Here is a 20942-nt window from a genome sequence, read left to right on the forward strand (position 1 = left end):
ATCATTGCCAGGGGGAAACATGGGGATTCCATCTCCGCATCACAGCGGGCGCGGGGGCGCCCGGGTCCGGCTCGTCGTGGTGCACACCGCGGAGGGCGCCCGCACGGTCGAGTCACTCGGCCGGTTCTTTCAGGGCAGGACGCAGGCATCCAGCCATGTCGGCATCGACGACCGGCGGATCGAACAGTACGTCAACTACGACCGGGCAGCGTGGACACTGCGCTCCGGGAATCCGATCAGCGACAACGCCGAACTGTGCGGATTCGCCAAGTGGAGCAAGGCGGAATGGCTCCAGCACCCGCGGATGCTGGAACTCACCGCGCAGTGGATCGGCGAACGCTGCCGCGCGCGGGGCATCCCGCTGCGCAAGCTCACCCCGGCCCAGGTAGCGGCCGGCGAGTCCGGGGTCATCGGGCACCACGACTGGACGGTGGGCAAGAAAGAGGGCTCCCACTGGGATCCCGGACCCAATTTTCCCTGGGACCTGGTGATGGCCAAAGCCGGCGGTTCCAGCTCACACGGGGGTGTTCTCATGGCTCTGTCCGATCACGACCAGGCCGTCGTGCTGGAGGCCGCGAACGCGGTCCTGCTCGGCGAGGCGGGCAAGCGCAACACGGGCCGCACCGCGGCGATGCTGCACGACGTCAAGGGCGCGGTGGAGGAGCTGCTCGCACTGCTCCGCCCCGGCGTCGAAGGCCTCCGGCACGCGGGGCCGCTGGCCCAGCTGATCAGCAGGGCGGCCGAGAACGAGGGCCTGCCCGAGGTGGGCGAGCTCTCCGACGCCGACCTGGAGCTGCTGGCCAAGGCCGCCTCGGCCGAGCTGAGCCGCCGCAAGGGCTGAGGAAACGACGACGGCGCCCCGGCTGATGGGGCCGGGGCGCCGTCGGTCTGTTCAGAGCCGGCAGGAGCGGATGTCCGAGGTCAGCACCGCCTTGGCGCCCAGCGCGGCCAGCCGGTCCATGATCAGGTTCGCTTCCTTGCGCGGCACCATGGCCCGCACCGCCACCCACTGCGGATCGGCCAGCGGGGCCACCGTCGGCGACTCCAGACCGGGGGTCAGGTTCACCGCGTCGTCCAGCAGCGTGCGCGGGCAGTCGTAGTCCAGCATCAGGTACTGCTGGGCGAAGACCACGCCCTGGATCCGGGCCGCCAGCTGCGCCTTCTCCGGCGTCTCGGCCGCGCCCGCGCGCTCCACCAGGATCGCCTCGGACACGCAGATCGGGTCGCCGAAGGCCACCAGGCCGTGCTGGCGCAGGGTGCGGCCGGAGCCGACCACGTCGGCCACCGCGTCGGCCACGCCGAGCTGGATGGAGATCTCCACCGCGCCGTCCAGGCGGATCACCTCGGCGCTGACCCCGTGCTCGGCCAGGCTCGCCCTGACCAGCCTCGGGTAGGCCGTGGCCACCCGCTTGCCGTCGAGGTCCTTGACTGTCCACTCCCGGCCCGCGGTGCCCGCGTAGCGGAAGGTGGAGCCGCCGAAGCCCAGCGCGAGCCGTTCGCTGACCGGCGCGCCGGAGTCCAGCGCGAGGTCCCGGCCGGTGATCCCCATGTCCAGCTCGCCGGAGCCGACGTAGATGGCGATGTCCTTGGGGCGCAGGAAGAAGAACTCGACGTCGTTGACCGGGTCGAGCACGGTCAGGTCGCGCTGCTCATGTCGGCCCCGGTAACCCGCCTCGGCAAGCATCTCGCTGGCGAAACCGGACAGCGTGCCCTTGTTGGGCACCGCGACACGCAACATGGCGTCCTACTCCGTGTTAGTGGTGGTCAGAGATACCGGTAGACGTCGTCCAGGGTGAGCCCCCGGCCGATCATGAGCACCTGGAGGCGGTAGAGCAGCTGGGAGATCTCCTCGGCGAGCTCCTCGTCGGACTCGTGTTCGGCGGCCAGCCACACCTCCCCCGCCTCTTCGAGCACCTTCTTGCCCTGGGCGTGCACCCCGGCGTCCAGCGCCGCGACGGTGCCCGAGCCCTCTGGCCGGGTCTTCGCCCGCTCGGTGAGCTCGGCGAACAGCTGGTCGAACGTCTTCACGGCACTGAATCCTTCCATCCCCGCCCGCCTGGCACGATCGCTGGGGGCCGGGGTGTGACCAGCGGCTCAGCCCTGGTCGAACAGGTTGGGCAGGCCGGCGCGGAAACGCCGGGTGTCCTCCTCCTGAAGTCCCTTCAGCTCGGGCGCGCGGAACAGGGTGAACAGCCGGGCCCGCGGCGCGCTGGACCCGGCCGCGTCCAGCACCGCGTTCGCGGCCAGCCGCCCGGCCTCGTTGGCGCCTTCCATGGTGGCCAGGTTGACGTTGTTGCGCACGAAGTCCGCGGCCAGGAACAGGTTCGGGATCCTGGTGGCCGCGTCCGGGCGGCGGGCCCAGGAGTCCACCGGGTTGATCAGCAGCGGCTCGTCGCTGCGCGCCCCGCCCGGCGCGCCCAGCTCGGTGATCGCCGGGTCCAGGAACCAGGAGTGCACGTCGGCCGGGCGCAGCAGGTTCTCCCCGGTGTCCTCCAGGCTCGCCTCCAGCTGCGCGATGATCTCCTCGTGCAGCTGCTGGCGGGTGCAGAACCGGGCCGGTTTGTGGTGCACGATGCCGGGGGCGTCCCAGTTGGAGATGATCGTGGACAGGCAGTCCCTGACGCTGCCGTCGCCGTAGCGGGTGAGGTCGCCGCCGCGCCAGAACTGGGCCTGGCTGACCGAGGTGAGCGCCCAGGGCGTGTCCACGTAGCTGACGTGCCCGTGCACCAGCGGCAGCTTGCGCCGCAGGTAGAACATCACCCCGTTCATCCACTCGGTGCGCAGCTCGCCGACCAGCCGCAGCCGGGGGTCGGCGGCCAGCACCTCGGGTCCCCACAGCGGCAGCGCCCGCTCCACCGGCACCGCGCTGACGTAGTGGTCCGCGCTCACCTGGGTGCTCCCGGCCGCGGTGCGCACGGTGACCCCGGTGATCCGGCCACCCGCACAGTGCAGGCGCTCGGCCGTGCCGGTCTCGAAGCGCACGCCCAACGAGCGCAGGTGGGTGATCCACGGGTCGATCCAGGCCTCGTTGGTGGGCGCGTTGAGCACCCGGTCCACCGCGCCGTCGTTGCCACGGCCCAGTGCGGTGTTGAGGAACGCCTCCAGGATCAGGCCGACGGTGTGCGAGCTGGCCTCCTCCGCGCGCATCGCGACCAGCAACCTGGTCAGGCCGATGCCGAAGATCCGCCCGTACTCCGCCGAGCGCGAGCCCGCGCCGATGAAGTTCCACCAGGACGTGCGCTCCCACTGGCCGAACCGCCGCTCGTCGCCGCTGGTCAGGTAGACGGCCAGGCGGTTGGCGAAGTGCGCGGTCTCCCAGGGCGGCAGCCGCAGGGCGGTGTCCAGCAGCGCGATCAGCGCGGGCAGCAGCACCGAGGGTTCCAGGCTGGGGAAGGGCAGTTTCAGCGGCACGAACAGGTCGAACCGGCCGCCGGTGCGGGCCAGCCGGAACATCGAGCCGTCCACCAGGTTGTCGTGCACGCCGTTGCGGTTGCCGGGGAACGGGATCCGGCGCAGCGTGTCCGGCAGGTTGCGGTAGAAGCCGGGGAAGAACCGGAAACCGTGCTCGCCGGGCAGATCAGGGCGACCGCCCTGGCCGGTGCCGGGCACCGGGATGCTGCGCGCCTTGCCGCCGAGCTCCTTGCGTTCCAGCACGGTGACCGCGAACCCGCGCTCGGCCAGCTCGTGCGCGGCGGTCAGCCCGCCGATGCCGCCGCCCAGCACGAGCACCGACCCGGCACCCGCCCTGGACGATCGCCCTGCCGCTTGTCCCGCGCCCAGGCCGAGCGCGGCCGCGCCGCCCAGTGCCGCACCGTGGGCGAGCAAGCTCCGCCGCGACAGACCACCCATGATCACACCCCTGGTCAAAACCCTAGGCAGAGACGGGGATGAGCGGACAGTGCCCGATCGGCTGGACCTGATCAGGCGTGTTCGGCTTGCCCGTCGCGGTCCGTGTCCTCCGGCTGGTCCAGTCCGGGCACGACCGCCGCGAACAGCCCAAGACCCAACCCGTACGGGTCGTCCATGCCGACCGCGCGCAGGGTGTCCGAGGGCAGCGCGAGCAGCGAGATGGCCACGCCGAGCAGGTAGGCGTCCAGCAGCCCGGCGTCCTTGGTGGTGGTGCCCAGCCCGGCGGCCCGGTGCACCTCGGCGATGGCGGCGGCGTTGGCGTGCACCATCTCGCCGAGCGCGGCGCGCACCTCGGGGCGGCGCACGCCCTCCAGGTACAGCTCGAACATGGCCAGGATCTGGGTGCGGTCGCCCTGCAGGGCCCGGTGCAGCAGCGCCGGGTACAGCTCGCTGACCTGGCTGGGCGTCACGCCGGCCGGGGTGGTCTCGCGCAGCCGCTGCACCGCCTCGCCGTGCTCGTCGGCCATCCGGCGGGCCGCGGCGGCCAGCAGCGCGTCCCGGGTCGGGAAGTAGTTCTTGGTGGTGCCCAGCGGCACCTCGGCGGCACGGTCGACCGCGCGGTGGGTCAGCCCTCGGCCACCCTCGCGCGCGAGCACCTCGATCGCCGTGTCAGCGAGCAGCTCCCGACGCGTCGACCTGCGCTTTCCATCTCCCCGACCAGTGTTCACAACAGGTTCATGGTAACCCTCGGGGCGGGAGGGTGGATCATGCACCCGTGAGCGCTCCTCTGGCGCGGCGGCTGGGCGCCGCCGACGCGGTGACCGTCGGGCTGGCCGCGATGGTGGGCGCGGGGGTGTTCAGCGTGCTCGGCCCGGCCGCCGCGGCCGCGGGCGCGGGGCTGCTGCCCGCGCTGGCGCTGGCCGCGCTGATCGCCTACTGCAACGCCACCTCCACCCTGCGGCTGGCGCTGCGCTACCCGACCTCCGGCGGGGCCTACGTCTTCGGCCGCGAGCGGCTCGGCCCGCTGTGGGGCAACCTGGCCGGCTGGTGCTTCCTGCTGGGCAAGACCGCCAGCTGCGCGGCCATGGCGCTGACCGTCGGGCAGTACCTGTGGCCCTCCTACGCGCGGCCGGTGGCGGTGGCCGCGGTGCTCGGGCTGACCGCGCTGAACTACTTCGGCGTGCAGCGCGGCGCCCGGCTGGCCAGGGTGATCGTCTCGATCGTGCTGGTCTCCCTGGTGGGACTGGCGGTGCTGGCGCTGACCACCGGGTCGCCGCAGGCCGAGCGGCTGGTCCCGCACTCCCCGACCGGCGTGCTGACCGCGGCCGCGCTGCTGTTCTTCGCCTTCGCCGGGTACGCCCGGATCGCCACCCTCGGCGAGGAGGTCACCGACCCGCGCCGCACCCTCACCCGCGCGGTCCCGCTCGCCCTGGGCATCGCGCTGGCGGTCTACGCGCTGCTCGCGGTGGCCGCGCTGGCCACCGTCGGCGCGGCCGGGCTGGCCGCCTCGCCCGCGCCGCTGCGCACGGTCCTGGAGGCCACGCCGCTGCGGGACCACGGCTGGCTGATCGCGATCCTCGGCGCGGTGGCCGCGCTCGGCTCGCTGCTGGCGCTGGTCCTCGGCGTGTCCAGGACCGCGCTGGCGATGGCCCGTGACGGGAACCTGCCACGCTGGCTGGCCGCGGTGCACCCGAGGCACCAGGTCCCGCACCACGCCGAGCTGGTGGTCGGGGTGGTCGCGGCCAGCGCGGCGGCGGCGCTGGAGTTGCGGCAGGCCATCGGGCTGTCCTCCTTCGGCGTGCTGCTCTACTACGCGGTGGCCAACGCCGCGGCCTGGACCCTGGAGCCGGAGTTCCGGCCGCCCCGGTGGATCCCGATTGCCGGACTTGTCGGTTGTGTCCTGCTCGCCGGTGTGCTGATCTGGGGTGGTGGTGCGTGGTGAACGGCTGCTCGTCCTGTCAGCGCTGACGATGGTGGCCCTGTTGGTCACCGGGCTGCTGGCGTTGATCGCCGCCCCGCACCTGCGTCCGCAGCTCAGCTACGCCGAGGGCGCGGTGCCGGCCGAGGAGGCCACCTACACCTGCCAGGTCGCCATGGGCCTTGACGGGGTGCTGCCCTGTCCGAGGGAACGGGACTACCGCTGGCGGCTGGCCGCGCACAGCGGCCTCAGCACCACCTGGACCACCAGCCGCAGCGACACCGACCACCTGGGCGGGGTGCTGGTCAGGGATCGCGCCGAGTGCCCGGACAGCGAGATCGGCTGGACGCTGAGCGCCAACGGCCGGGCCAGCTCCGGCGTGCTGTCCGGGACCGACCGGGCGGTCATGGTGAAGCTGGACCTCGCGGAGAGCCAGGACCGGATCACGCTGGCCCTGCGCCGCCTGGACGCCGCCCCGTGCGCGAGCAGCCTGGAATGGCGCCAGGCCGCCCCCGAAGCCCCCTGGCTGGGCTTCCTCTGGTCCTGGTGACCGGGTGGGGCGCGGCGGCGCCCCACCCGGATCAGGAGCTGCTCCCCTTGCCCCGCAAGGCGAACCGGGCGCCGACCAGCACGCCGACGCACAGCAGTGGCAGCACGAACAGCGCCACCGGCAGGGTGAAGGCCTGGGCCAGCCCGCCGATCATCGGCGGCCCCAGCAGGAAGCCTGGCCAGGCCGCCGCGGACACCGCCGCGATCGCCTGTGCGGCATGGCGTCCCGGCAGCGCGGCGGCGCTGCTGAAGACCACCGGCACCGCGCAGGCCACGCCGAGTCCCAGGGTGGCGAAGCCCAGCAGCGCCGCCCACGGGTGCCCGATGAGCAAGGCCGTGGTGAAGACCACCACCGCGACCGCGGCCAGCGTGCCGACCACCGCGCGGCCACTGAAGCGGACCACCCAGCGGTCGCCCATGGCCCTGCCCAGGAACATGCTCAGCGCGAAGGCGCTGAAGGCGAACCCGGCGAAGGCCGGCGAGGTGCCCAGGTTCTCCTTCATGTACAGCGCCGACCACTCCGCCGCCGCGCCCTCGCAGAGCACCGCGGCCAGCATCAGCGCGCCCAGGGCGAGCAGCTTGCCGTCCTTGAACGGGAAGGACACCCCGCCCTTCTCCTTGCGCTCGTGCGCGGCCGAGCGGTCCCCGGTCAGCGCCAGCTTCACCGTGGCCGGCACGAAGATGAGCACCAGCACGCCCACCAGCAGCATCTGCGCGGTCAGCGGCAGGCCCACGGAGATGGCCAGGCCGCCGAGCGCGCCACCGGTGGCCGCGCCCAGGCTCCAGCAGGCGTGGAAGCTGGACATCACCGAGCGGCCGTACTCCCGCTCCACCAGCACCGCCTGCGCGTTCATCGCCACGTCCAGCGAACCCTGGAACGCGCCCCACACCGCCAGCGCCAGGAACAGCGTGAACAGCGAGTCGGCCAGGCCCAGCAGGCCCGCGGAGAGGCCGTAGCCGATCGCGGTGATCACCATGACCCGGCGGCTGCCCAGCCAGGACACCAGCGCCCCGGTGCACAGGATGGCCAGCAGCGCGCCGACCGGGCCGCCCAGCAGCGCGATGCCGAGCTGGCCGTCGCTGAGCGCGAGCTTGGCCTTCACCAGCGGGATGTACGGGGTCCAGGTCGCGAACAGGGTCGCGTGCAGGGCGAACACCCCCGACAGCACGAGTCGGGCGGCCCGTGCGGATCGCGCAGGAGCGACCACGCCGGTTTCAGACACAATGCACCTCCACTCCAGCTTTGCGTAGTTGGTCCAGTTCGTCTTCCGGGGCGGCCGAGTCGGTCACCAGCACGTGCAGCGCGTCCAGCTCGCACACCCTGGCGAAGGCCCGCCTGCCCAGCTTGGAGGCGTCCACCGCGGCGACAACCCGCGCCGATGCGCGCACCGCGGCCCGCTTGACCTGGGACTCGGCCAGGTCGTACGCGGTCACCCCGTCCTTGCCGCTGACCCCGCAGCAGCCCAGCACCAGGGTGTCGAAGCGCATCCGGTCCAGCGCGTACTCCGTCAGCGGCCCGATGAAGGCCTGCTCAGGTTTGCGCACGTCGCCGCCGGGCAGCACCTGGTGCACGTGCTCGGCCTGCTCGAAGGCCGCGGCGATGTGCAGCGACAGCGGCAGCACGGTCAGGCGGCGGCCGGTGGACGCCCTGGCCGCCTCCAGCGCGGTGGTGCCGCTGTCGAAGACCACGCTCTCGCCGTCGTCGAGCAGCCCGGCCACGGCCAGCCCGATCCGGCGCTTGGCGTCCACGTGCTGGCGGCTGCGCACCGCGAACGGGGTCTCCTCACCGGCCAGCATGCTCACCGCGGCCCCGCGCACCCGGCGGAGCAGGCCGTCCCGCTCCAGCGCGTCAAGATCGCGGCGAATGGTCATCTCCGAACACTGGGTGAGCCCGGCCAGGTCCGCTACCGTCATCCGGGAGCGCTCCCGGAGAGCGGTCAGGATCATCTCGTGCCGCTGCACACTTTCCACCTGTTCATACGAACACAGGTGTTGTTCGCCGCGCAACCGGTTTCAGGGAGAACGTGGGATGAACGGATCTTGACACAGAGGGCAGAGTGGTATGGACCACTTTCGCCGGACCCGGACGGAGCCCCATGGGATACGCAGCCACCGTGCACGAGCACCTCCAGCGGGTGGAGGAGGCCAACGCCGAGGCGGTGCGGGAGGTCGTCGGCCTGCTGCTGGAGGTGGTCCGCGCCGACGGCCTGATCCACACCGCCGGGGCCGGCCACTCGCTGGCCGCGGTGGCCGAGACCTTCTACCGCGCGGGCGGCCTGGCCAACGTGCGCCCGATCTACCACCCGGAACTGCTGCCGATGCACGGCGCCAGGGCCAGCACCACGGCCGAGCGCCGCTCCGGCCTGGCCGCCGAGACCCTGGGCGAGAAGCCGTTCGGCCCGGACGACCTGCTGATCGTCTTCTCCACCTCCGGCGTCAACCCCTATCCCGTGGAGCTGGCCAAGGCCGCGGTCGCCGCCGGCCGCCCGGTGGTCGCGGTGACCTCCCGCGAGGCCAGCGCCGCCGCCCCGAGCCGCTCGGGCACCACCCTGGCCGCGGAGTCCACGGTGGTCCTGGACAACCTGGTCCGGGTCGGCGACGCCAGCTACCCGGCTGACTCGCCGGCCACCGCCCCACTGTCCTCGCTGGCCAACGGCTTCCTGTGGAACCTGCTGCTGGTCGGTCTGCACGACGCGGCGACCAAGGCGGACATCCAGCTGCCGCTGTGGCGCAGCGCGAACATGGTCGGCGGCGACGAGGCGAACAAGGGCCTGATGACCCGGTACCAGCCCTTGGTGCCGGTGCTCGAATGACCCGAAGTAGAACTACCTATTGAGCAGCCGCTCAAGTCCTGGCTAGTGTCCCCCGGTGCGGGTGGTAGAAGCCCGCACCGGCTTTGGGGGGATTCACGTGGTCAGCAGGCGTGCGCGGACTTGGGTGTTAACCGGCGGAGCGGTGGTCACCGCGGTCGCCGCCGCGGCCGGGGTGCTGGTGCTGTGGGGACCGGGCGAGGCGGAGGAGAAACCCGGCTCGTCCACCGCGAGCCGGTCCCCGGTGTCGGCGACGGAGGCGGCGAACGGCTTCCTCTCCGCCTTCGCCAACAACGACATCAGCAGCTCAGCCGCCCTGACCGACAACCGGGGCGCGGCCGAACCGGCCCTGAAGTCCCTGCGCAACCCCGCCCCGGAGAGCCGCCCCAGCAAGATCCTGGCCAAGCCGAAGGCCCCGCCCCAGCCCAAGCCGGAGGACACCGAGCTCACGGTGCCGTTCAGCGCCCGCTGGGAGTTCGAGGGCGGCCGGGTGTGGGAGTACGACCACGAGCTGAAGCTGCGCAAGGAGCACAACCGCTGGGCCGTGCGCTGGACCCCGGAGGCCCTGCACCCCCAGCTCACCGCGGGCCGGACCCTGGCACTGACCACGGCCAGCGGCGACGGCGAACTCCTCGGCGGCGACAGCAAACCGGTGTCCGACAACGACCTCTCCCCATCAGTCCTGCCCGCCGTGCGCCGCGCGCTGGCCGGTGACCTCAAGGGCGAGACGAGCTGGCAGCTGGTCGTCAAGGAGCCGGACGGCAAACAGGCCGCGGTACTGGCCGAGCACAAGGGCAAAGCGGCCAAGAACGTCGGCATCACCCTGCTCCCCCAGGTGCAGGCCGCCGCGCAGAAGGCAGTCAACGGCGACAAGCGCCCCGCGATGATCGTCGCCATGCGCAGCACCGGCGAACTGCTGGCCATCGCCCAGAACACGGCCGCCGACACCAAAGGCGTCCCAGCCCTGAGCGGCCTGTACGCCCCCGGCTCCACCTTCAAGATCGCCACCGCCGCCGCAGTCCTCCAAGCAGGCAAAGCCGACCCGGGCACCGTTCTCCCCTGCCCCAGCGAAGAAACCATCAAACAACGCCGAGTCCGCAACGACGAGAAGTTCGACCTGGGCGAGGTCCCCCTCCGCAAGGCGTTCGCCCACTCCTGCAACACCACCTTCGCCAACCTCGCCACAGCCCTACCCACCACCGCACTCCCCGAGGCCGCCCGCCAACTCGGCATCGGCGCGGACTTCGACGTCCCCGGCATCAAGACCAACACCGGCAACGTTCCAGTCCCAGCGGCGGGTGCAGCCCAGGTGGAAGCGAGCTTCGGCCAAGGAACGGTGCAGACCAGCCCGTTCGGTCTGGCCCTGATGTGCGCCACCATCGCCAACAACGGCAAGCCTCCCGTGCCGAGTTTGGTCCGGGGGCAGCAGACCGCGGTGAACAAGGCCGCGACGCCACTGCCGTCCGGGGTGGCCGGGCAGTTGAAGGGCATGATGCGGGAGGTGGTCACCAGTGGGACCGCGAAGGGGTTGAGCGGATTCGGCGCGGTGCACGGGAAGACGGGCACAGCGCAGTTCGGGGACGGGACGCAGTCACACGGATGGTTCGCTGGGTTTCGGGGCAACGTCGCCTTCGCGGTCCTGATCGAGGACGCGGGCAGTTCCAAGGCCGCGGTGGGCATGACCGGCGAGTTCTTGAAGGGCTTCAAGGGCTAACCGGGGCTCGCGAGGGGTTGTGGCTTTTCGCTTTTGCTCGCAAACGGAGCGGCCGGTCTGGGTGGTTCTGCTTCGACGGCCTGGAAAAAACACACCAGCCCTGTCAAGCGCCCCACCGTCTAACCCGGCCGCACCGAGGGCTGGGACCGGGGCGCTTGACAGGGCTGGTTTGGTTTTGGAAGGCCGTCGAAGCAGAACCACCCAGACCCCGCGGAACCACCCACACTGCTGCAAGCGCGCCAACACAAACTGGCACTGGTCTGCAACCCATCTCGCCGCCTTTGATCTTCCCCCCTGCTTTGATGGTCTGCCCGTCCGGCGAGGACACTTCTTTTGGTTTTAAGATCAAAAGCGAAAAGAATGTCCTCGCCGGACGGGCAGACCCCCGGAGGGGTGGGACAGATCAACACCCGGGCAAGCAGGTTGCGGGGCGGGGTTTGGGCTGCCGACTCAGGACCCAGCGTGTTCGAGTCCCTCTCGTGTGCCAAGCCACCCCCTCGCGCGCCTCGGGCTTCGCCCGTCCGCAACGGCCAACACTCCGTACAAGATCGGCCAACACACCGTACGAGATCGGCCAACACTCCGGGCTAGGACGGGCGGGTGACCGGCGGGTCGTCGTCGGCCGGGGGCTCGGGGTTGCGCCATTCTTCGGCTCGCGTTGGGCGGTTGGCTTTGATCATGCCTTGGGTTTCGGCTTGGAGTTGTTCGTCGTGACGGGGGCCGTGTTTGGTGTTGCCGCGTTCCATCTTCGGTTCCTTTCTCAGCTGCGGAGCAAGGCCGCTACGCCGTCGCGCAGGCCGGGGGTCATCTGGAGTTGCGCGCCGGTGGCGGCGGTGGCGCGCAGCAGGGCCGCGTCGGCGGGTTCCGGTCTGGGGTTGGGGACGCCCAGGTCGCGGAGCTCTTCTTGGGCCACTGCAAGCTGGGTTGGCTGGTCGCCGACCCAGATCTGCTGGGCGCGTTCGGCTTCCGGGTCCATCAGCAGGGTGTCTACTGTGGACATTCGCAGGGCCGCCGTGACCTCGGGGAGGCCGCTGACGGCGTGGCCACCCGGGCGGTTGAGCTCCTGGACGAAGCGTTCCTCGATCTCGCGGCCGTGGGCGGCGGCGATGTTGGCCACCAGGGACTGGACCGCCTCGGTGACGGTCTCCTCGTTGGCGTCGGCGCGGCTGGCGCCGGAGAGTTCGACGGCGATGGTGGCGCAGCGGTGGTTCAGGCTGTCGCGCACGTCGGCGCGGGACTTGGGCTCACCGGCCAGCACCACCAGCTGGGCGTTCAGCTCGCCCACCAGCCGGTCGATCTCCTCGGCGACCTGTTTGGCATTGGCGTGCCAGGTCTCCTCGACCCGGTGCTGGATGTGGCCGTGCGACAGGCCGCCACCACCCACCTTGTGCACCGGGTGCCGGTCCCCCTCGACCTCCGGGCTGGCTGCCAGGCTGCCGTCGGCGGCGAATCCGCGCAGGTCAGCGCCGGTTCGGTCGATCACCGCGACCACGTGCGCGATACCGGGGGTGCGGCCGGCGAGCAGGGGGCCGAGGTCCGGCAGCGCGCCGTAGTGGGTCAGGGGCTGGGGTGGTGGCATGCGCAGGGGCTCGTCCAGCCAGAGCTTGCCGCCCCCGGCGACCAGGGCCCGGCCCGCGCGGCCGACGGCGGGCAGGGCCTCGGTGAGGGCGCGGTCGAGCGCGGCCAGCGTGGGTGGGTCCGCGCCCTGTTCGGCGAGGCTGGCTCGGGCGCTCTGCCAGCGCAGGTCGATCTGCTTGGCGGCCTGCGTGGTGTCGTGTGAGACGTCCAGGTACACCGTGGCGAACGGGCCGGTGGCCCTGGCCAGTTCGCGGAATGGGCTCAGGTCCATGCCGCCGGGTTACCCGGTCCGGCATGGTCCATTCAGCTCAACCCGTCTGCGCCATCGGTTCCTGCGCGAACTGGGTGCGGTACAGCTCGGCGTAGCGGCCGTCCTTGGCCAGCAGCTCCTGGTGCGAGCCCCGCTCCAGGATCCGGCCGTCCTCCACCACCAGGATCACATCCGCCGCCCGGATGGTGGACAACCGGTGTGCGATGACCAGCGCGGTCCGGTTGGCCAGCGCCTCGGTCAGCGCCTCCTGCACCGCCAGCTCCGAGGCCGAGTCCAGGTGCGCGGTGGCCTCGTCCAGGATCACCACGCGTGGCTGCGCCAGCAGCAACCGGGCGATGGTCAGCCGCTGCCGCTCGCCACCGGAGAGCCGGTAGCCCCGCTCCCCCACCACCGTGTCCAGCCCGTCCGGCAGTGCGGCCACCAGCTCGGCCAGCCTGGCCTGGCGCAGCGCGGTCCAGACCTCCTCGTCGGTGGCCTGTGGGCGGCCGTAGCGCAGGTTCGCGCCGATGGTGTCGTGGAAGAGGTGGCCGTCCTGGGTGACCACGCCGACGGCTTCCCGGATCGCGTCGAAGGACAGGTCCCGGACGTCCACATCGGACAGCCGGATGGACCCGGCGTTGACGTCGTACAGCCTTGGCACCAGGGAAGCTATCGTGGACTTGCCCGCGCCGGAGGAGCCGACCAGGGCCACCAGCTGACCCGGTTCGGCGCGGAAGCTGATGCCGTGCAACACCTCCTGGCCGCCGCGCTTGTCCAGGGTCTCCACGTCCTCAAGCGAGGCAAGGGAAACCTCGCTGGCGGCCGGATAGCCGAAGTGCACGCCCTGGAACTCCACGGACACCCCGCCCGGCGGCACCACCGTGGCACCGGCCCGCTCGGTGATCGACGGCGGCAGGTCCAGCACCTCGAACACCCGCTCGAAGGAGACCAGCGCGCTCATCACGTCCACCCGCGCGTTGGCCAGCGCGGTCAGCGGCGAGTACAGCCGGGTGAGCAGCAGGGCAAGGGAGACAACGGTTCCCGCAGCCAGTTCGCCCTGGATCGCCAGCCAGCCACCCAGCCCGTACACCAGCGCCAGCGCCAGGCTGGACACCAGGGTGAGCGCGGTGACGAAGGACATCGTGGTCATCGCGTTGCGCACGCCGATGTCGCGCACCCGCGCGGCCCGCCCGCCGAACTCCTCGGCCTCCTCCTTCGGCCGCCCGAACAGCTTCACCAGGGTCGCCCCCGGCGCGGAGAACCGCTCGGTCATCTGGTTGGTCATGCCGGCGTTGTGCCCGGCCGCCTCCCGCTGCAGGTCGGCCATCCGCCGACCGACCCGGCGGGCGGGCAGCACGAACACCGGCAGCAGCAGCATGGCCAGCACGGTGACCTGCCAGGACAGCGTCAGCATCACGCCGAGGGCCAGGGCCAGCTGGATCACGTTGGTCAGCACCCCGGACACGGTGGAGGTGAACGCGCGCTGGGCGCCGACCACGTCGTTGTTGAGCCTGCTGACCAGCGCGCCGGTGCGGGTGCGGGCGAAGAAGGCCACCGGCAGCTGCTGCACGTGCTCGAACACCGCGCGGCGCAGGTCGTAGATCAGGCCCTCGCCGATCCGGGAGGACAGCCAGCGCTCCACCAGGCCGATCGCAGCGCCCAGCAGGGCGATGGCGGCGATGAGCAGCGCGATGCGGACGACAAGGCCCGAGTCCCTGCCGTCCACGATCGCGTTCACGACCTGCCCGGCCAGCACCGGGGTGCTGACCGCGAGCACCGCGGAGATGACGGTCAACGCGAGGAAGACCAGCAGCTTTCCGCGGTGCGGGCGCGCGAAGGTGAGCACCCGTCGCAGGGTGCCGCGCCGCACCTTCTTGCTGGCGGCGTCCTGGCGCATCGCCCCACGCATCAACATCCACGTGCCGTCCACGGCCCCTCCTCGCGCTGGTTCGACCAGCACAACAACCGGGGCCCATGAACTATTCCGTGGTGAAACTATTCAGCTGTGGGACCGGTAGGGATCAGGAGCCGGTCGGGTTCATCAGTGCCTTCAGCTCGGCGAGCCTGCGCAGCTGGGCCGAACGCTCCGCCGCGGTCTGTTCGGACAGCGACGGGCTGCCCGCGGCCTTGGCCAGCAGGGCCAGGGTCTCCCGGCTCGCACCCGGCATCGGCGCGACCAGCCGCGCCACCAGGTTGGCCACCGCGGCATCCAGCGCGTCGGCTGGCACGACCTCGTTGACCAGCCCGATCCGCAGGGCCTCCTCGGCGCCGACCCGTCGGCCGGTCAGGCAGATCTCCACGGCTCGCGCGTATCCGACACACTGCACGAGCGGGAGGGTGCCGCCGAGGTCGGGAACCAGCCCGAGGCTGGTCTCGGCCATCGCGAACTGGGCGTCCTCCGCCGCGACCCGCAGGTCGCAGGCCAGGGCGAGCTGGAAACCCGCGCCGATCGCGTGCCCATGCACCGCCGCCACGGTGATGAAGTTCGACTCGCGCAGCCAGGTGAAGCCCCGCTGGAACTCGGCGATCACGGCATCGGAGTCCTCGGGCGAGCCCGAGGCGAGGGACACCAGACCCGGCTGCCCGTCAAAACCCTCCGCGGTGAACAACCGCCGGTCGAGGCCAGCGGAGAAGGCGCGGCCGACCCCGCGCACAACCACGACCCTGACCTCGTCCGACAGCGCCGAGCCGATCTCGCGCAGCGCGTCCCAGGTCGCGGGGGTCTGCGCGTTGAGCACCTCGGGCCGGTTCAGCGTGACCGTGGCAAGCGGACCTTCCACGGTGAGCTGGACACCCCCGCGCTCCAGCAGGCCAGCGTCGATCTTCGATTCATCTGGCATGGGGAACTCGTCGGCTCCTGGATTCTGTTGTGTGGTGGGAAAAATTCGCAGTCGTGGAGTTGTCCCGACGTCACTTCTTCTTGGTGCGCGTGGCGCCGCCCCGGCCCCGCAGCGTCACACCGGACTCGCTCAACACACGGTGCACGAAGCCGTACGAACGGCCGGTGGACTCGGCCAGGGACCGAATGCTCGCGCCCTTCTCGTACTTCTTCTTCAGGTCAGAGGCAAGCTTGTCCCGAGCCGCGCCGGTGATCCGGGCGCCCTTCTTCAGGTCAGTCGCCACCTTGTCCCGCCTTCCGTCCGAGCAGGTGGGTCGATCAACGACCCCTTGGGGGCAATGATCGAACAGGAAGGCAGTAAATGCTAGGCGATCATGGAAAAACGTCGCCAAATGGTACCTGCCTCACCGATAGTTGATCGACGAAGCACGCTAAGTGTAGTCAGCACCGCCCGATCGGCGGTCGCGAACAGGGCCTAAGCGAGTTGCACCAGCTCCAGGTAGTCCGCTGACCAGTGATCTTCGGTGCCATCGGGTAGCAAGATCACCCGTTCCGGCTCCAAAGCCTCCACCGCTCCGGGGTCGTGGGTGACCAGCACGACCGCGCCGGAGAAACTACGGAGCGCGTCCAGCACCTGCTCGCGGCTGGCCGGGTCCAGGTTGTTGGTCGGCTCGTCGAGCAGCAGCACGTTGGCCGCGCTGGAGACCAGACCGGCCAGCGCGAGCCTGGTCTTCTCGCCACCGGAGAGCGTGCCGGCCGGCTGGTCGAGCTGCTCGCCGCTGAACATGAAGGAGCCGAGCAGGGTGCGCAGCTGCTGCTCCGGGGTGTCCGGGGCGGCGTGCCGGATGTTGGACCACACGCTCGCGCCGTGGTCCAGCGTCTCGTGCTCCTGCGCGTAGTACCCGAGCCGAAGCCCGTGACCTGCGACAACACGCCCGGAGTCGGCCTTCTCCTGGCCGCAGAGCAGCTTGAGCAGGGTGGTCTTGCCCGCGCCGTTGAGGCCCAGCACGACCACCTTGGCACCGCGGTCGATGGCCAGGTCCACCCCGGCGAAGATCTCCAGAGAACCGTAGGACTTGGACAGGTTCTCCGCGGTCAGCGGGACCTTGCCGCAGGGCGCGGGGTCCGGGAAGCGGATCCGGGCCACCTTGTCGGCCACCCGTTCCTCGTCCAGCCCGGCCAGCAGCTTCTCCGCGCGCTTGGCCATGTTCTGCGCGGCGACCGCCTTGGTGGCCTTGGCCCGCATCTTGTCGGCCTGGGCCATGAGCGTGGAGGCCTTCTTCTCCGCGTTGGCCCGTTCCCGGCGGCGGCGCTTCTCGTCGGTGGCGCGCGCGTCCAGGTACCGCTTCCAGTTCATGTTGTAGACGTCGACCTCGCCGCGGGTGGCGTCCAGGAACCACACCCGGTTGACCACGTCGGCCAGCAGCTCGACATCGTGGCTGATCACCACCAGGCCGCCGTCGTGCGCCTTGAGGAAGGAGCGCAGCCAGGTGATCGAGTCGGCGTCGAGGTGGTTGGTCGGCTCGTCCAGCAGCAGCGTGGTGGCCGACTTGCCGCCGCCGTCGGAGGCCGCGAACAGGATCCGGGCCAGCTCGACCCGGCGGCGCTGACCACCGGAGAGGGTCAGCAGCGCCTGCTCCATCACCCTGGGCGGCAGCCCGAGGTTGGCGCAGATCCGGGAGGCGTCGCTCTCCGCGGCGTAGCCGCCGAGGGCGGAGAAGCGCTCCTCCAGGCGGCCGTAGCGGCGGACCGCGCGCTCGCGCTCGGCGTCGTCGACCAGCTCGGCCATCTCGGTCTGGGCCTTCTCCAGGTCCCTGGCCAGCTGGTCCAGGTTGCGCGCGGAGAGCACCCGGTCCTTGACCGAGACCGACAGGTCGCCCTCGCGGGGGTCCTGCGGCAGGTAGCCCAGCTCGTCGGCGAGCTTGACCTCACCGGCGTGCGGCTCGCCCTCACCCGCGAGCACGCGCAAGGTGGTGGTCTTGCCCGCGCCGTTGCGGCCGACCAGGCCGATCCGGTCGCCGGGCTGGATGCGGAGGTTGGCGCCGGAGACGAGGATGCGCGAACCAGCGCGCAGTTCCAGCCCGGTGGCTGCGATCAAGGGAAGCTCCAGAAGTATTTGTGGTCGGCCAGGCCCAGCTGTCGTCGGCCCGCCTGTCGTAACCGGCGGGCTGTCGAGCGGCCTACAGCATCAGAACCACGGGACCATCCTACCCGGCGCGCGCACCGCATTTACCGTGCGCCCGCGCACACCTGGCCCGGACACCCCCGATCCGGCTCTCGTACTCGTGAGTAAGTTGACCTATTGTCTGGGCCATGAGCCAGCCGAACACGCCAGCGCGCACCGACTTCACCGGCAGGACCGCCCTGGTCACCGGGGCCAGCAGGGGTATCGGCCTCGGTATCGCCGAGGAGCTGCTCGGCCGGGGCGCGAACGTGGTCATCACCTCCCGCAAGCCCGAGCAGGTCGAGGCCGCGGTGCGGCACCTGGCCGGCACGGTGGCCGACGGCGACGAGCGGGTGCTGGGCCTGCCCGGCAACACCGGGGTGGACGTGGACCGGGAGGCCGCGGTGGACGGCACGCTGGCCCGGTTCGGCTCGCTGGACGTGCTGGTCAACAACACCGGCATCAACCCGGTCTTCGGCTTCCTGATGGACGCCGACCTGAACGCGGTGAAGAAGATCTTCGACACCAACGTGGTGGCCTCCCTGGGCTTCACCCAGCTGGCCTGGCACCGCTGGATGGGCGAGCACGGCGGCTCCGTGGTCAACATCGCCTCGGTCGGCGGCATCCGCTCCACCGGCGCGATCGCCGCCTACGGCGCGTCCAAGGCCGCGCTGATCCGGCTGACCGAGGAGCTGGCCTGGCAGCTGGGCCCGAAGGTGCGGGTCAACGCGGTGGCCCCGGCGGTGGTCAAGACCAAGTTCGCCGAGCAGATCTACACCGGCCGCGAGGACGACATCACCAGCGCCTACCCGATGAAGCGGCTGGGCACCCCGGCGGACGTGGCCCGGCTGGTGGCCTTCCTGGCCTCGGACGAGGCGGACTGGATCACCGGGGAGACCGTGCGCGTGGACGGTGGCCTGCTCGCCACCGGCACCCTGGGCTGAGCCGTGCTGAGGGTCGACCCGGACAGCCCGGCCCCGCCGTGGCGGCAGCTGCACGACCAGGTCCGCACCGCGATCGCGGCGGGCAGTCTGGCCCCCGGCATGCCCTTGCCGACGGTGCGCGGCCTGGCCGCCGAGCTGGGTATCGCCGCGGGCACGGTGGCCAGGGCGTACAAGGAGCTGGAGGCGGCGGGCGTGGTGCGCACCGCCGGTCGCAAGGGCACCGTGGTGGCCGACCAGCCGCCCGCCTTCGCCCCAGAAGAGCTGCCGAACCTGGCCGCGCAGTTCGTGCACCAGGCCAAGCTGCTGGGCGCGGACCGGGTGGCGGTGTTCAACGCGGTCAACAACGCCTGGCCGGTGGACGGCTGAAGAACTCCGCCAGCGCGGCCGCGGTCTCCGCGGGCGCTTCCTCCGGCAGGTAGTGGTCACTGGGCAGCGCCTGCCCGGTGACCTCCCGCGCGTACTCCCGCCACACCGCGGGCACGTCGTAGCTGCGGCCGACGAAGCTGTCCTGTCCCCACAATGCGAGCAGTGGCACCTCGATCAGCCTGCCCGCGTCGGCGTGGTCGTGGGTCAGGTCGATGCCCGCGGCCGCGCGGTAGTCCGCGCAGGAGGCGGCGATCGCGGCGGGATCGCGGAAGCAGCGCACGTACTCCGCGATCGCGGCTTCGTCGAAGGGGTCGCCGCCGTGGTGGCGGGCGGTCATCCTGGCGCGGATCCAGAACTCGGGGTCGTTGCCGATGAGCCGTTCCGGGATGCCGTCGCCCGCGGCCAGGAAGAACCAGTGGAAGTAGCCCAGCCCGAAGTCCTTGTCCGCGTTGGCAAAGGTGTGCCGGGTGGGCACGATGTCGAGCACGGCCAGCCTGGTCACGGCTTCGGGGTGGTCGAGGGTGAGGCGGTGCGCGACCCGGCCGCCGCGGTCGTGCCCGGCCACGCCGAACTCGGTGAAGCCCAGCTGCCGCATCACCGCCAGCTGGTCGGCGGCCATCGCGCGCTTGCTGTACTCGGCGTCTTCGGGGCCGGGCGCGGGTTTGGCGCTGTCGCCGTAGCCGCGCAGGTCGGTGAGCACCACGGTGAACCGCTCGGCCAGCCAGGGCGCGACCTCGTGCCAGATCAGGTGTGTCTGCGGGTAGCCGTGCAGCAACAGCAGCGGTGGGCCGTCTCCGGCGGTGACGCAGTGGATGGCGGTGCCGTCGGCGTCGACGGTGCGGGCGGTGAAGTCGGCGGGCAGTGGGACGCTCATGGCAGGAACTCCAGCAGGGCCGTGGTGAACTCCTCGGTGGTGGCGGTGCCGCCCAGGTCCGGGGTGCGGATTCCGGTGCCTGCCAACAGTTCCGCCAGCGCGGTCTCCACGGTAGCGGCCGCCTCGGGGTGGCCGAGGTGGTTCAGCAGCAGCGCGGCGGTCCAGATCGCGCCGATCGGGTTGGCGATGCCGCGGCCGGCGATGTCCGGGGCGGAGCCGTGCACCGGCTCGAACATGGACGGGAAGTCGCGCTCGGGGTTGAGGTTGGCCGAGGGGGCCAGGCCGATGCCGCCGGCGACCGCGGCGGCCAGGTCGCTGAGGATGTCGCCGAAGAGGTTGGAGCCGACGATCACGTCGAAGCGGCCGGGGTCCAGCACCAGCTTGGCGCACAGGGCGTCGATGTGCTCCTGGTCCCAGGTCACGCCGGGGTGCGCGGGCGCGGTCTCGGCGACCAGCTCGTCCCAGAACGGCAGGGTGTGCACGATGCCGTTGGACTTGGTGGCCGAGGTCAGCCGCCCGCGCCGGGTCGCGGCCAGCCGGAAGGCGTGGTCCAGCACCCTGGTCACCCCGGCCCTGGTGAACACCGCCTCCTGCACGGCCAGCTCCTCGGGGCAGCCGCGGTGCAGCCTGCCGCCGATCTCGCTGTACTCGCCCTCCACGTTCTCCCGCACCACCACCAGGTCCACCGCGCCCGGTTCCGCGCCGCGCACCGGGCTGGGCACCCCCTCGAACACCTTGATCGGCCGCAGGTTCACGTACTGGCGGAAGCCGCGACGGATCGGGATCAGCAGGCCCCACAAGGAGATGTGGTCGGGCACGCCCGGTTCGCCGACCGCGCCGAGGAAGATCGCGTCGTGCTCGCGGAGCCGGTCCAGGCCGTCGGCGGGCATCATCGCGCCGAGCTCGCGGTAGCGGGCGCAGGAGTAGTCGAACTCCTGGTAGCCGAACCGGATGCCGTGCCGGGCGCCGACCGCGTCCAGCACCGTGCGGGCCGCCGGGGTGACCTCGCGGCCGATGCCGTCGCCTGGGATCAGGGCGATGCGGTGGTGGGTCGTCATGCCCTCGATCGCACCAGTCCGGCCGCCGC

At 71.4% G+C, this 20942-nt stretch carries 21 protein-coding genes; 7 read left to right on the forward strand and 14 right to left on the reverse strand.

All coding sequences use genetic code 11. From position 1 onward, the window contains the following. The first annotated feature begins 19 nt into the window (after positions 1 to 19). Complete coding sequence (locus N8J89_RS27700) at positions 20 to 841, forward strand: N-acetylmuramoyl-L-alanine amidase (RefSeq protein ID WP_283659941.1); 822 nt, start codon at positions 20 to 22, stop codon at positions 839 to 841. 51 nt (positions 842 to 892) lie between these two features. Here the strand turns inward: N8J89_RS27700 and hisG are convergent, their stop codons facing one another. The 4 genes from hisG to N8J89_RS27720 all read right to left on the reverse strand — a co-directional run bounded on the left by hisG (position 893) and on the right by N8J89_RS27720 (position 4577). Beyond that, positions 893 to 1738 carry an ATP phosphoribosyltransferase gene (gene hisG, locus N8J89_RS27705; protein WP_283659942.1) on the reverse strand — a complete coding sequence of 282 codons (846 nt, stop codon included), beginning with the start codon at positions 1736 to 1738 and terminating at the stop codon, positions 893 to 895. Positions 1739 to 1764: 26 nt separating this feature from the next. Continuing rightward, positions 1765 to 2028, reverse strand: a complete 264-nt coding sequence (locus N8J89_RS27710) for a phosphoribosyl-ATP diphosphatase (protein WP_252486831.1) — start codon at positions 2026 to 2028, stop codon at positions 1765 to 1767. Positions 2029 to 2094: 66 nt separating this feature from the next. Then, entirely contained in the window at positions 2095 to 3849 is a 1755-nt protein-coding gene (locus tag N8J89_RS27715) for a hydroxysqualene dehydroxylase (RefSeq protein WP_283659943.1), read from the reverse strand. 71 nt (positions 3850 to 3920) lie between these two features. Then, complete coding sequence (locus N8J89_RS27720) at positions 3921 to 4577, reverse strand: TetR/AcrR family transcriptional regulator (protein ID WP_283659944.1); 657 nt, start codon at positions 4575 to 4577, stop codon at positions 3921 to 3923. 47 nt (positions 4578 to 4624) lie between these two features. On the opposite strand from N8J89_RS27720, the gene N8J89_RS27725 reads away from it, so the two are divergent. Continuing rightward, positions 4625 to 5791, forward strand: coding sequence for an APC family permease (locus N8J89_RS27725; protein WP_283659945.1), 1167 nt, complete (start codon positions 4625 to 4627; stop codon positions 5789 to 5791). Further along, positions 5781 to 6317 (forward strand): hypothetical protein, encoded by a 537-nt coding sequence (locus N8J89_RS27730; protein ID WP_283659946.1) that lies wholly within the window; start codon positions 5781 to 5783, stop codon positions 6315 to 6317. Before N8J89_RS27725 ends, N8J89_RS27730 begins: the two co-directional genes overlap by 11 nt. Positions 6318 to 6348: 31 nt before the next feature. Here the strand turns inward: N8J89_RS27730 and N8J89_RS27735 are convergent, their stop codons facing one another. Next, complete coding sequence (locus N8J89_RS27735) at positions 6349 to 7473, reverse strand: MFS transporter (RefSeq protein WP_283659947.1); 1125 nt, start codon at positions 7471 to 7473, stop codon at positions 6349 to 6351. Between the two features lie 58 nt (positions 7474 to 7531). After that, complete coding sequence (locus N8J89_RS27740) at positions 7532 to 8263, reverse strand: DeoR/GlpR family DNA-binding transcription regulator (RefSeq protein ID WP_283666261.1); 732 nt, start codon at positions 8261 to 8263, stop codon at positions 7532 to 7534. A 149-nt stretch (positions 8264 to 8412) separates the two neighbouring features. Between N8J89_RS27740 and N8J89_RS27745 the strand changes: the two genes are divergently transcribed. Together N8J89_RS27745 and N8J89_RS27750 are read left to right on the forward strand one after the other, a co-directional pair. Next, positions 8413 to 9129, forward strand: coding sequence for a sugar isomerase domain-containing protein (locus N8J89_RS27745; protein ID WP_283659948.1), 717 nt, complete (start codon positions 8413 to 8415; stop codon positions 9127 to 9129). A 124-nt stretch (positions 9130 to 9253) separates the two neighbouring features. After that, positions 9254 to 10840 (forward strand): penicillin-binding transpeptidase domain-containing protein, encoded by a 1587-nt coding sequence (locus N8J89_RS27750; protein ID WP_283659949.1) that lies wholly within the window; start codon positions 9254 to 9256, stop codon positions 10838 to 10840. A gap of 587 nt (positions 10841 to 11427) precedes the next feature. Here N8J89_RS27750 and N8J89_RS27755 read toward each other — a convergent pair. The 6 genes from N8J89_RS27755 to N8J89_RS27780 all read right to left on the reverse strand — a co-directional run bounded on the left by N8J89_RS27755 (position 11428) and on the right by N8J89_RS27780 (position 17605). Next, positions 11428 to 11586 (reverse strand): hypothetical protein, encoded by a 159-nt coding sequence (locus N8J89_RS27755; protein ID WP_283659950.1) that lies wholly within the window; start codon positions 11584 to 11586, stop codon positions 11428 to 11430. Positions 11587 to 11600: 14 nt separating this feature from the next. Then, entirely contained in the window at positions 11601 to 12689 is a 1089-nt protein-coding gene (locus N8J89_RS27760; RefSeq protein ID WP_283659951.1) for an Rv2629 family ribosome hibernation factor, read from the reverse strand. Positions 12690 to 12726: 37 nt separating this feature from the next. Beyond that, positions 12727 to 14598 (reverse strand): ABC transporter ATP-binding protein, encoded by a 1872-nt coding sequence (locus N8J89_RS27765; protein ID WP_502868338.1) that lies wholly within the window; start codon positions 14596 to 14598, stop codon positions 12727 to 12729. A 91-nt stretch (positions 14599 to 14689) separates the two neighbouring features. After that, complete coding sequence (locus N8J89_RS27770) at positions 14690 to 15508, reverse strand: enoyl-CoA hydratase/isomerase family protein (RefSeq protein ID WP_283659952.1); 819 nt, start codon at positions 15506 to 15508, stop codon at positions 14690 to 14692. A gap of 70 nt (positions 15509 to 15578) precedes the next feature. Continuing rightward, positions 15579 to 15791, reverse strand: a complete 213-nt coding sequence (locus N8J89_RS27775; RefSeq protein WP_086780855.1) for a helix-turn-helix domain-containing protein — start codon at positions 15789 to 15791, stop codon at positions 15579 to 15581. A 191-nt stretch (positions 15792 to 15982) separates the two neighbouring features. Continuing rightward, a complete protein-coding gene (locus N8J89_RS27780; RefSeq protein WP_252483031.1) occupies positions 15983 to 17605 on the reverse strand; it encodes an ABC-F family ATP-binding cassette domain-containing protein in 1623 nt (540 codons plus the stop codon). Positions 17606 to 17820: 215 nt separating this feature from the next. Between N8J89_RS27780 and N8J89_RS27785 the strand changes: the two genes are divergently transcribed. Continuing rightward, entirely contained in the window at positions 17821 to 18615 is a 795-nt protein-coding gene (locus tag N8J89_RS27785) for an SDR family oxidoreductase (protein ID WP_283659953.1), read from the forward strand. Between the two features lie 3 nt (positions 18616 to 18618). Next, on the forward strand, positions 18619 to 18981 hold the full coding sequence (locus N8J89_RS27790) for a GntR family transcriptional regulator (RefSeq protein WP_252483029.1): 363 nt from the start codon (positions 18619 to 18621) through the stop codon (positions 18979 to 18981). Here N8J89_RS27790 and N8J89_RS27795 read toward each other — a convergent pair. Beyond that, on the reverse strand, positions 18953 to 19855 hold the full coding sequence (locus tag N8J89_RS27795; protein WP_283659954.1) for an alpha/beta hydrolase: 903 nt from the start codon (positions 19853 to 19855) through the stop codon (positions 18953 to 18955). The two genes, N8J89_RS27790 and N8J89_RS27795, sit on opposite strands and share 29 nt — an antisense overlap. Continuing rightward, positions 19852 to 20913: a tartrate dehydrogenase gene (locus tag N8J89_RS27800; RefSeq protein WP_283659955.1), complete on the reverse strand. Its 1062-nt coding sequence runs from the start codon at positions 20911 to 20913 to the stop codon at positions 19852 to 19854. Before N8J89_RS27800 ends, N8J89_RS27795 begins: the two co-directional genes overlap by 4 nt. Between the last annotated feature and the right edge of the window lie 29 nt (positions 20914 to 20942).

The sequence above is a fragment of the Crossiella sp. CA-258035 genome (assembly GCF_030064675.1).
Lineage (GTDB): Bacteria > Actinomycetota > Actinomycetes > Mycobacteriales > Pseudonocardiaceae > Crossiella.

Coding starts and splice junctions, on each gene's coding strand:
- N8J89_RS27700 (WP_283659941.1), top strand. CDS start 20: ATGGGGATTCCATCTCCGCATCACAGCGGGCGCGGGGGCGCCCGGGTC.
- hisG (WP_283659942.1), bottom strand. CDS start 1,738: ATGTTGCGTGTCGCGGTGCCCAACAAGGGCACGCTGTCCGGTTTCGCC.
- N8J89_RS27715 (WP_283659943.1), bottom strand. CDS start 3,849: ATGGGTGGTCTGTCGCGGCGGAGCTTGCTCGCCCACGGTGCGGCACTG.
- N8J89_RS27740 (WP_283666261.1), bottom strand. CDS start 8,263: ATGATCCTGACCGCTCTCCGGGAGCGCTCCCGGATGACGGTAGCGGAC.
- N8J89_RS27745 (WP_283659948.1), top strand. CDS start 8,413: ATGGGATACGCAGCCACCGTGCACGAGCACCTCCAGCGGGTGGAGGAG.
- N8J89_RS27755 (WP_283659950.1), bottom strand. CDS start 11,586: ATGGAACGCGGCAACACCAAACACGGCCCCCGTCACGACGAACAACTC.
- N8J89_RS27760 (WP_283659951.1), bottom strand. CDS start 12,689: ATGGACCTGAGCCCATTCCGCGAACTGGCCAGGGCCACCGGCCCGTTC.
- N8J89_RS27770 (WP_283659952.1), bottom strand. CDS start 15,508: ATGCCAGATGAATCGAAGATCGACGCTGGCCTGCTGGAGCGCGGGGGT.
- N8J89_RS27785 (WP_283659953.1), top strand. CDS start 17,821: ATGAGCCAGCCGAACACGCCAGCGCGCACCGACTTCACCGGCAGGACC.
- N8J89_RS27795 (WP_283659954.1), bottom strand. CDS start 19,855: ATGAGCGTCCCACTGCCCGCCGACTTCACCGCCCGCACCGTCGACGCC.
- N8J89_RS27800 (WP_283659955.1), bottom strand. CDS start 20,913: ATGACGACCCACCACCGCATCGCCCTGATCCCAGGCGACGGCATCGGC.